This is a genomic window from Vibrio sp. CAU 1672 (assembly GCF_029223195.1).
In the GTDB taxonomy this organism is placed as follows: Bacteria; Pseudomonadota; Gammaproteobacteria; order Enterobacterales; family Vibrionaceae; genus Vibrio.
Genome location: NZ_JARHUF010000031.1, coordinates 25,141 through 35,938, shown reverse-complemented (window position 1 = coordinate 35,938; position 10,798 = coordinate 25,141). Strand labels below are relative to the sequence as shown.

Here is a 10,798-nt window from a genome sequence, read left to right as displayed (position 1 = left end):
ACGTTGTTTAGGGCTTGTCTTAAGAACATAAAAAAATCCGAGTGCACTGAATACACTCGGATTTTGACATCCTCAGAGGATCGTTCAACCGATCATTTTTGGCTTAACTGATCGGCATTAAGCCTTCAGGCTGGCTTTTTTTATACCGTTCACAATGGATGATCTTCCCCGGACGGGAACCTGTTAGCACGAAGGATGTGTTAAAAAAAAGCGGAAGTTTTGAGCTGGCGAGATGTGAGGAAACGTTGTGATAACGACTGCCAGCTCTATAGGGTATTGGGGGTTAACTATGATTTTTTGGCTGAATCTTTAGTGTCTTTCCAGTATTGGATACGGACACGATGCAGCTGAGCTCGTCTCATTTTTTTCATAGTAATCTCCTTCTTATTTAAGTACTGCTCATCGTGAGCTTATTGTTTTCGATTTACTGTCCTCAGTAATCTATCGGGGAATGCGAGAATTAACCGTGATGAAATTCACAACATAATGACAATAAAATGCCTGTTGCATTCCGTTTTTGAACATCAAAGCCAATTTTTGCTGTTGATAATCAAAAATTACCTGAACTATATGACAGAAAAATGGCAATCAAGTTCCCTTGGTGACCTGTCATATAACTTTCAAAAGACGCCAAACAGGCCGTGAAGCGATTTTTTAGCCAAATACTAAATAATCTCAAGTGGTCCTTTTACCGACATAACTCCAACTGTCTTTTCTACACCGATTGTTACAACTTACTATGTCACTACTGACATATTTGCACAACACAGATGCTATTCATTACCAAAAACCGGCTGTTAATCAATGAACCTCATGCAATCCTGATCTGGCGAATACCTAACAAATTAAGCCTGCACTAAATACGTCCACGCTATTCAAGCGCTCTATCGGTGAAAAAAAGAACAATGTGAACTATATTAAACCATTATAAGACTAAACAAAGAAGCTGCGGCAATGACTGATATCTTCATCGAAGTATTCCGAGCAATAATGGCTGGTGGAATAGTCTTCTCACTTCTCAAAACCCAGCATGTCAATGAGTTAAGCAATATAAGTGGCTGGCGTAACATCCTGACTGGGTTTGCTTTAATCTTTTTTGGAACGCTGATTGACATCACGGATAACTTCACCGCTCTGAACCGTTTTGTCATCATTGGTGATACTGAGGCCCAGGCTTTTTTAGAGAAAGTCGTTGGCTATGCTTTAGGATTCCTGATGTTAGCTCTTGGGATCCGGCAATGGCTACCAAAAGTTGTTGAACATGGAAAGATAACCAGACACAAACACAACCTTGAACTGCAAGCAGAACGTGTCATAGTTTTGCGGGCCACTATGAGAACCGTTCATGACATCGTTAATAACTTTTTAAACCAATTAACACTCTTTCAACTAGAAGCAGAAGAAAACCATGCTTTGAATCCAAAGTCATTGGAACTGATGGATACCTTAATCCAAGATACATCAGCAAAACTGAAAACACTAGGGGACCTAGAGTTAACGCCCGAAAATCTGACCCCCAATGGCATTAACTATGAATTGAAACCGGATCAAGAATGTGCCGACATTGACAGTATTAACCCAAACGTACGCATCGAACCGCGTGAGATTATGGAGTACCACAAGTAAGCGGTACAGTTCGGCCACAACTCGCCAAGCACGGACAGATTTCATTGCGGTATAATTAGCAAATACCCTACCCTGTGAGTTCGCGCATAAACTTGTTCTTAACCTGCAGCACTCAATTACAATATCTGCCTAATAAATTAGGCAAGATCTCTTACTGGAAATGTAAACTTATCGACTTCTCTCACTTGAACTCAAAGCACGAAAACAACTTAAGCTACTGAATAATTTGCAAAGTTTAACCACAATACCGCATTGTGAAACTTTTTTGTCCGGCGATTGTTGGCGGAGAACAAACAGGTAATACTAACTTCGTCGACAGGATGTTGGCGGAAAGCCTAAAGGATTGGGTATCTTCGCAAACAAGATTTGCTCGCTCAAAATGAGTAATCAGCAAGGATGTTAAACTTTAGGAAAGTGTTCGCCCATTAGGATATTTGCTGCGGGAGCCTGTTTGATAGTACCTGACCACATGATTATAACTATGACGCCCTGCTTTGATGTGCAGGGTGTCATACTATTTTTCATCAAGAACGCGATTATCGCTTTGGTATCAGTTGGTTTGTTTACCAAGCACCGATAGCGCTACCTGAGTTGCCACTTTCCCGCCGAAAGGAATTGCATCCAAATCGACTTTGAAGTTTGGCTCGTGTGCGTAGAACGGTAACATCTTACCTTCCGCACGCGCTTGTTTAAACTCGGCCTGATTGGCGATTCCAATGAACTGGTAGGCAAACTGCACATCCTCTAGCCCATAGCCAAGCTAAGCGACATCATCAGAACCCGCCAACGGCATGTTGCCAAGCTGGGTATGTACAAATTCGGCACTTTCTAGCTCTGCACGAATATGGGTGACGAACTCCGGGGTATTCACGACAGCCGGAGTAAAGCCTTTGTGGCGAATGGTTGGCAGATTTTCTTCACTCACACCCTGCGCGGTCGCGACACCATTTACGATAGACGTAATACGTTCAACCATATCTTTATGTACGTTTTCATCCGAGAAGTGCAGCTTTAGCTTAATGGTGGATTCGGTTGAGATGACGTTATTATCCACACCCGCGTTAATCGCCCCAATGGTAAGAATGCCGACTTTTTGTGGGTCAATATGGCGAGAAACCACGGTTTGCAACTGAGTAACCGCTTGTGCCGCCATGATCACCGGATCAATGGTGTCCTGCGGGTTTGAGCCATGGCCACCAATACCATGGAAAGTCACGTCAATATGCTCAGATCCGGTATTGGCACACCCACAGTCGTGTACAAACCATCCTCAATCATTTTGTTGGCACCTTCGATAGGCTCTTCAGCGGGCTGGGCAACCAACACTAACGTACCATTCCAGTGATCTTTCAGCTCGGTCATTGTTTTTGCCAACGAGAGCAGCCATGTGGTATGGGCATCGTGGCCACACATGTGAGCAACCGGTGTTTCGATGCCGTCTAAGTTGGTTACTCGCACCTTGCTTTCCCATGGCACGCCGGTATTTTCTTCAACTGCGTTTGCATCCATATCCGCGCGGAACATAAAGGTCGGCCCATCGCCATTTTCCATTACTCCGACGACGCCTGTAATGCCAACCTCAGTGGTCACTTTAAAGCCTAACGCTTTGAGTTCTTCGGCAACAATACCTGCGGTGCGGAACTCCATAAACCCAAGTTCAGGATTGGCATGAATATCTTTGAAGATTTCCTGAATGCGAGGGGTGTCGGCATCAATGATTTTTTCCATCTTCTTCAGTACCAGAGGATCAACCTGGCTGGCCAAAGCAGAAGCACTGAATATGCTGGCAACAAGCAACAGCGAACGTTTTAATTTCATGGGATTCTCCTATTAGTCACGGTGATACTAACCTTGAAACAAAAACAGCAAAAATACACAATGTAGGTTCAAATCCTACATTGTCAGGCTTTCCGCTATGCTATCAATTGAACAAATTCAGTGTTTTGTGAGTGTTTATACCCAAGGTTCATACAGTGCTGCCGCTCGTCAGCTCGGCAAACAGCGCAGCACCATCCGTGATGTCATTATTGGTCTTGAAACCGACATCAATACGACACTGTTTGTGGTTTCGGGGAAAAAAGTGCTTCCGACCAAAGAGGCCAAGCTTCTGTTTCCACGTGCCCAGTTTTTCAGTAAACAAGCAAACGACCTGACACAAACCGCCCATCAGCTTCATGCTCAAACGCTGAGTGAAGTCACAATCAGCCACGACAGCATGATCTCGCCCACGCTCATTTCCGAATTACACATAAAAATGATCACCGCATACCCATATCTTAAATTTAACTGGGTAAACCTGACGCGTCATGAATCCTACCGTGCAATCACGACCGGCGAATGCCAACTGGCAATACTGGCCACTGAAGACAAAACGATGACCTCATCTGAAGTCGATTTTCTCTATCTGGGGGCATTGCCAATCAGTGCCTATGCTGCCCCCGGTTCGGAACTGGTAAGACAGGGAGCTGTTTCGTCGAACGAATTACGTCTGGCCGAACAGTATATGACCAAAGATACCAGCACGGATGGTATTGGTAACTTCCGGATTTCATATTCCTGCCACACGATTGATAATCAGCAGGTTCTTATTGAAATACTCAAGCAACGAGGTTGGGGATTACTCAGTGATGACTTTGCTTCCCCTTACGTTGATAGCGGGGAATTAGCCAAAATTAAGATTAAAGAGACACTTAATCCTTATCTGAAAGGTGTCTGCCTTTTCTTTCCTCTTGAGCATGACAAAATAGAAGAGATGAATGAATTGTTGAACATCTTAAAAACAACATTTAGCCACTACCTGTAGTTGCGCAACAACCAGCTTTAAGACCATACCATCAACACAACTTGTGATCTCGCTGGCTAGCGTAACCTGAATAGAAAAGTGACAAGCTACGACTTCAACCCGTAACGATGTGCGAGATCTCTTACAAGATATGTAAGCCTATCGACTTACCTCGCTTGAGCGCAAAGCGCAAAAAACACTTAACCAACTGAATAATAAACACTAAATATCAAAACTAACACCAGCATGGAAAAAAGATTTTTATCTGTCGATTGTGAGCGACAAATAAACAGGCAATACTAACTTCGTCGACAGGATGTTGGCGGGAACAGGAAAAAGCCTAAAGGATTGGGTATCTTCAGGAAGAAGATTTGGTAGCTTAGGATGAGTTATCAGCAAGGAAGTGAAGCTCTAGGATAGAGTTCGCCCGTCAGGATGACAGGCAAGGATGGACACCGCTAGGAAGGCGATGAACAGGGAACTCGGTTAACGGATTTAACCACAATCAAGGATAGATGCAGGGAGCACCTATTTAGCAGCCGGATTGCTGCGCAAAAGAATAAACCCCGTCTGGGCAACCAGGCGGGGTTTTCTTTTATCCGCGCTTCTTGCCAGCAAGAATGCTCCGCGTCTGATGTCGATTGCGGTTAGCGCATGCTATTATCTCCATTATTCCTTCAACAATTTACCCAGCGATGCTCAATCCCATCTGGTTGCACACCTTCAGAACTCTGGTTGAAGTCGGCCATTTCACCCAAACTGCGGATAAACTGCATATGACGCAACCGGGCGTCAGCCAACATATCAAGAAACTAGAACAAGCGTGTGGGCATGAATTATTCCGGCGTGAGAACAAACGCTTTGAGCTGACTGAACAGGGCCGAATGCTCTATGCCTATGCCATCGAGTGGGAAGAACAAGAAGCGCAATTGCTCGAAGAGCTGAACTCCGACGATCCGTTTTTAGGTACAGGCAAACTGGCCTGCTCCGGGTCACTGGCTTTACGGCTCTACACCCCACTACTGGAACTCCAGCAACAACACCGCCAGTTGGTCATCCAACTGGAAGCCGCGCCGAATCAATCTATCTTAAACGGTATTAGCCAGGGCAAAATCGATCTGGGCATCGTGACCGACGCGCCGAGCAAAAGCCAGTTCCACAGTGAGCACATTGGCCAGGAGGCGCTGTGCCTGATCCTGCCGGCTGGTTATCAAGATATACCGTTAACCCCGGAAGTACTTAAAACTTGTGGGGTCATTGGCCACCCTGATGCGGAGCATTACATGACGCTGTTGTTTGAGCAATGTAACGAACCCCGCCTCAAAGAGCTTAAAGTGCGTGATTTACCGCTTTCCGGCTTTGTGAACCAACTCAGTCAAATCCTGCTGCCGGTCAGTAAAGGGCTTGGCTGGACCGTTTTACCGCAGAGCGCGGTCGAAACCTTTCCCCTGCGCGAGCAACTTTATATCGTACCGCTCAGCCAAGCGGTCTATGAAGAGTTGTATCTGGTTCATCAACGCAACCGATCATTGCCTAAACGCTACACCACGATAAGAGAGCGGCTGATCCAAACCCTCGGTCACGGCTAACGATTGAAGAATCCTTAACTTTAGCAACGCAAACCGCAAAACTCATTCTCAGTTACCATGCATAAACGCTGAAGGTTCACGCCGCTTAGTTTTTTCTCTAGCAGGCTATCTCTACACCACTATCACGATCATCAGCTCACCCGCTTATCTCGGAGTCCTGCTCAATAGAATGTTTTTGTGGTTACGACTGTTTTTTTTCGTTTTCATCTTACCCAGAAAAAAATTACTGTGCGCACCGCTAACAGTGTGATTGTTCAATCACAACTCTAACCCGTTGAAGAAATCGGTTATGTCATCTCAATTAAACCGGCTTTCTTTACTCTATATTTTTACTTTTTATGGGCACTGACTGACTAAGGAATGACCATGCGTATTGCTATTCTCTCTCGTAATGAGAATCTCTACTCCACCATGCGATTAAAGCAGGTAGGTGAAGCTCGGGGGCATCAGGTCGATGTTATCGACACACTGCACTGCTACATGGACATTACGAGTAACAACCCAATAATTCGTTACCGGGGAGAAGAGTTGCCACAGTACGACGCGGTGATCCCTCGCATCGGTGCCTCGATCACCTTCTACGGGACTGCAGTGGTGCGCCAGTTTGAAATGATGGGCACCTTTTGTGTCAATGAATCGGTTGCCATCAGTCGTTCACGCGACAAGCTACGCTCGTTGCAGCTTTTATCCCGTAAAGGGATCGGCTTACCGCGCACCGGTTTCGCTCACCACCCGGATAATATCCATGATGTGATCAAAAATGTCGGTGGCGCTCCGGTGGTGATCAAATTGCTCGAAGGCACCCAAGGCATTGGCGTGGTATTGGCAGAAACCCATAAAGCGGCCGAAAGCGTGATTGAAGCGTTCATGGGCTTGAAAGCCAATATCATGGTGCAAGAGTTCATTGAAGAAGCCAAAGGCGCCGATATTCGCTGTTTCGTGGTCGGCAACAAAGTGATTGCGGCAATGAAGCGCCAGGCAAAAGAAGGGGAATTCCGCTCAAACCTGCATCGCGGCGGCTCTGCTCAGCTGGTTCGCCTGAGTAAACAAGAGCGCGCGACCGCTGTTAACGCAGCGAAAGCAATGGGGTTAAACCTGTGTGGCGTCGATATTCTGCAATCGAAAAATGGTCCGGTCGTCATGGAAGTCAACTCATCTCCCGGCCTGGAGGGGATTGAAACCGCTACCGAAAAAGATGTCGCCGGAATGATTTACGACTTTATTGAACGCAATGCCAAACCGAACGCCAACCGCACTCGCGGTAAAGGCTGATAGTGTTGGAGCTTAACGGCTAACCTTTGGATAGAACTCTACGCCTGGAACATGACGATGAAACCTAAAATGCTCATTGGCAACGCCGAAGCAATAAGCTTACCGGAACTGGGGATTTCGAACTTAGAAGCGCGCATCGATACCGGTGCGCAAACCTCTTCTTTGCACGTCGATAATCTGGTGTGTCTCGAAGAAGATGGCCAATCGTATGTGGAATTTTACCTTCACCCGGATGTGTACCATTTAGAAAAAGTGGTGCATTGCCGCACACCGCTGAAAGCGAACCGCAAGGTCAAATCCTCCAACGGTACATTCGAACACCGTTGCGTGATCACGACTTTGCTGCGCATGGGCGCTCAGCAATGGCCAATCGACATTACTTTAAGTAACCGTGAACAGATGACTTACATGATGCTGCTTGGACGTCAGGGCATGGCAGACAAAGTGATTGTTGATCCCAGCCAATCACATCTTCTGGCATCCTAACCCCAAACTCAGATGAGCCGATGTCAACATCGCTCATCTGGATCTCCGATTTACTGCTGATTACCTGCCAAAACGACCGGTGTTTAACGGCGCAGAACTGCGCGCCACAACCCCTTTACTTTGATCTTGGTTACCCGCCAGTGAGTACTCGGGCGTGTAGGAGCCGTATCCACTATATGCTGATAGGCCTGGCGATCAAAATTGACCTCTCCACCATGGGCAGCCAGCAGGCATTTAGCTTGCAGCGCATACACTCTGGTTAACGATTGACGGTACTGATTGGGATGGAAAACAGGAAATGGCGCAATCAGTCTGTTTTTCACTTCTACCATCAGGTCGGCAACATACAAAATGCATTGCTGCTCGTGATATACCGATATATCCCGGTCAGTATGTCCCGGGGTTTCAAGTATCTGCCAATCTTCAAACCCCGGAATGACATCACCATCCTGCAGCTCAATATCTGCATTGAGTTTGCGCGGGTACCACAAATTAGACTTAGGCTTTCCCATCCGGTTGGCCATCCAGCGCGCCAGCACCAGATCGGTCAAATGCATCAGCCAGCCATCAATGCCAGCATACCAGTCATGATCCCGCTTTGCGGCCAGCAACTGGCAGCCGGTTAATTTACGCAGCTTATGCGCTGCACCGGCATGATCCGGATGCATATGGGTGACTACCACCAGCTTGAGATCAGTGAAAGGCCGATGCAATTGATGCTCAATAAAGTCTTTGAGGTGGGGAATATCTGCGCGGCTGGCGCCATCCAGCAGCATCAGTTTATCTGGATACTCTGCCAGATACATGGTTTGAATGTACCCCTTAATTCTGTGCAGCTGCAAAACATACCCTTGTTGGTTGAATAGTTGTGCATGTGACAACATGCTTACTGGTCAGACCAAATATAACAATAAATTCGACATTTTGTTAAATAATTATTTACACCATGTTTAAACAACAAACGCTTGTCGAAAGCATAATTTTTATTCATTAGACTCCGGTTGGCTTTTGTCCGTTAATGCGCGCGCACGCAGTTCGCGTCAGGGTATGAGGTTTGCACCTCATGATTTGCTTTTATTGTATTTTCCCTCTGTTTCCAATAGGGCTTAAATACATTTTTGTGAGAATCGAGTTGGAAAAAGCAACCAAATTGGACCGCATTCGCGCGGACTACAACGTTCACTACTGGAGCCAAGGCTTCTACGGGATTAATGATCAGGGCGAAGTGTACGCCTCTCCACGTAGTGACCACGCCCACCAAGTCCCCTTCAGTGCCATTGTCAATGCGCTAGAAGCAAAGCAATTGAATCTGCCGGTGTTAGTCCGCTTTCCGCAGATCGTGCACCAACGTGTACATGGTATTTGCCATGCGTTCAACCAAGCCATTGAAGAATACCAATATCCAAATAAATACCTGCTGGTATACCCCATCAAAGTGAACCAGCAGCGTGAAGTAGTTGATGAAATCTTAGCAAGCCAAACGCAGCTAGAAACCAAACAACTCGGCCTTGAAGCGGGCAGCAAACCAGAACTGTTGGCGGTACTGGCTCTGGCTCAGCAAGGCAGCTCCGTGATCGTGTGTAATGGCTACAAAGACCGTGAATACGTGCGTCTCGCACTGATCGGTGAAAAGCTCGGCCATAATGTATTTATCGTACTGGAGAAGCTATCTGAGCTTGATCTGGTACTTGAAGAAGCCAAAAGCCTGGGTGTACAGCCCCGTCTTGGCTTACGTATCCGCCTGGCTTCTCAAGGCGCGGGGAAATGGCAAGCCAGTGGTGGTGACAAATCGAAATTCGGCCTGTCGGCATCGCAAGTATTGAGCGTGATCGAGCGTTTAAAACGCCAAGACCAACTTGGGACCATGCAATTGGTTCACTTCCACCTCGGCTCACAGATGGCAAACATCCGCGACGTTCGTAACGGTGTAAATGAATCAGCACGCTTCTACTGTGAACTACGTGCAATGGGGGCAAACATCAATTATTTCGATGTCGGTGGTGGTCTGGCGGTGGACTACGACGGTACACGCAGCCAGTCTTCCAACTCGATGAACTACGGCCTGGCAGAATACGCGCGTAATATCGTGAACACCGTGGGCGATGTATGTCAGCAGTACGCACAGCCAATGCCAGTGATCATTTCTGAGTCTGGCCGTTCATTAACGGCACACCACGCGGTGTTGATCTCTAACGTAATTGGTACAGAAACTTACCAACCAGAGCCAGTATTCGAACCAGCAGGTAATGCACCATTCCTGCTGCAGAACATGTGGCGAAACTGGCAGAACTTACAAGATGGTAGCGATGCACGTGCACTGATTGAGATCTATAACGATACCCAAAGTGATTTGGCAGAGGTACACTCGCAGTTCTCAACTGGCGTGCTGAACCTCGAACAGCGTGCGTGGGCAGAGCAGTTGTCGCTACGCATCTACTTCGAGTTAAGTCGTAAGATGAGCACCAAGAACCGCTTCCACCGGCCCATTCTGGACGAGTTGAGCGAGCGGCTGGCTGATAAGTTCTTTGTGAATTTTTCGCTTTTCCAATCTCTGCCAGATGCTTGGGGAATTGATCAGGTGTTCCCGGTTCTGCCACTTTCTGGGCTTGGTGACGCAGAAGAACGCCGTGCCGTGATGTTGGATATCACTTGTGACTCCGATGGTGCGATTGACCATTATGTTGATGGCCAGGGTATTGAGAGTACCCTACCTGTACCGGCATGGAGCAAAGACAAACCGTACCTGATGGGCTTCTTCCTGGTAGGCGCATACCAAGAGATCCTTGGTGACATGCACAACCTGTTTGGAGACACCCACAGTGCGGTGGTCAACGTGGGTAACGAAGGTCAGTTAGAGATCAGCTACATCAACGAAGGGGATAGCGTAGAAGACATGATGCGCTACGTGCATATCGACATTGATGCAATTCGTGACAATTACAAACTATTGGTTTCCGAGCGTGTTGAAACCAATGAACAAGCACAGATCCTGGCAGAACTGGAACAAGGTTTGGCTGGATACACCTATTTAGAGGACTTCTGA

10 protein-coding genes are annotated in these 10,798 nt (G+C 46.9%); 6 read left to right on the top strand and 4 right to left on the bottom strand.

The window, feature by feature from the left end:
* Positions 1 to 954: 954 nt before the first annotated feature.
* Positions 955 to 1,626, top strand: coding sequence for a hypothetical protein (locus tag P2G85_RS19230; RefSeq protein ID WP_275865685.1), 672 nt, complete (start codon positions 955 to 957; stop codon positions 1,624 to 1,626).
* Positions 1,627 to 2,176: 550 nt separating this feature from the next.
* Here P2G85_RS19230 and P2G85_RS19225 read toward each other — a convergent pair.
* The 3 genes from P2G85_RS19225 to P2G85_RS19215 are packed head-to-tail and all read right to left on the bottom strand — an operon-like array spanning position 2,177 to position 3,444.
* Entirely contained in the window at positions 2,177 to 2,365 is a 189-nt protein-coding gene (locus P2G85_RS19225; RefSeq protein ID WP_275865684.1) for a hypothetical protein, read from the bottom strand.
* Positions 2,366 to 2,386: 21 nt separating this feature from the next.
* Complete coding sequence (locus P2G85_RS19220; RefSeq protein ID WP_275865683.1) at positions 2,387 to 2,842, bottom strand: peptidase dimerization domain-containing protein; 456 nt, start codon at positions 2,840 to 2,842, stop codon at positions 2,387 to 2,389.
* Entirely contained in the window at positions 2,839 to 3,444 is a 606-nt protein-coding gene (locus P2G85_RS19215) for a M20/M25/M40 family metallo-hydrolase (RefSeq protein ID WP_275865682.1), read from the bottom strand. The genes P2G85_RS19220 and P2G85_RS19215 overlap by 4 nt, the downstream gene beginning before the upstream one ends.
* Before the next feature lie 97 nt (positions 3,445 to 3,541).
* On the opposite strand from P2G85_RS19215, the gene P2G85_RS19210 reads away from it, so the two are divergent.
* The 4 genes from P2G85_RS19210 to P2G85_RS19195 all read left to right on the top strand — a co-directional run bounded on the left by P2G85_RS19210 (position 3,542) and on the right by P2G85_RS19195 (position 7,755).
* A complete protein-coding gene (locus tag P2G85_RS19210) occupies positions 3,542 to 4,429 on the top strand; it encodes a LysR family transcriptional regulator (protein WP_275865681.1) in 888 nt (295 codons plus the stop codon).
* 674 nt (positions 4,430 to 5,103) lie between these two features.
* Entirely contained in the window at positions 5,104 to 5,997 is an 894-nt protein-coding gene (locus tag P2G85_RS19205; protein ID WP_275865680.1) for a LysR family transcriptional regulator, read from the top strand.
* Positions 5,998 to 6,363: 366 nt separating this feature from the next.
* Positions 6,364 to 7,269: a 30S ribosomal protein S6--L-glutamate ligase gene (rimK, locus tag P2G85_RS19200; RefSeq protein WP_275865679.1), complete on the top strand. Its 906-nt coding sequence runs from the start codon at positions 6,364 to 6,366 to the stop codon at positions 7,267 to 7,269.
* Between the two features lie 57 nt (positions 7,270 to 7,326).
* Positions 7,327 to 7,755, top strand: a complete 429-nt coding sequence (locus P2G85_RS19195; protein ID WP_275865678.1) for a RimK/LysX family protein — start codon at positions 7,327 to 7,329, stop codon at positions 7,753 to 7,755.
* An 83-nt stretch (positions 7,756 to 7,838) separates the two neighbouring features.
* On the opposite strand, the gene P2G85_RS19190 is transcribed toward P2G85_RS19195, so the two are convergent.
* A complete protein-coding gene (locus P2G85_RS19190) occupies positions 7,839 to 8,561 on the bottom strand; it encodes an MBL fold metallo-hydrolase (RefSeq protein WP_275865686.1) in 723 nt (240 codons plus the stop codon).
* Positions 8,562 to 8,887: 326 nt separating this feature from the next.
* Here P2G85_RS19190 and speA point away from each other — a divergent pair, with 326 nt between their 5' ends.
* The gene (gene speA / locus P2G85_RS19185) at positions 8,888 to 10,798 is read left to right on the top strand and encodes a biosynthetic arginine decarboxylase (RefSeq protein ID WP_275865677.1); all 1,911 of its coding nucleotides are present in this window, start codon (positions 8,888 to 8,890) and stop codon (positions 10,796 to 10,798) included.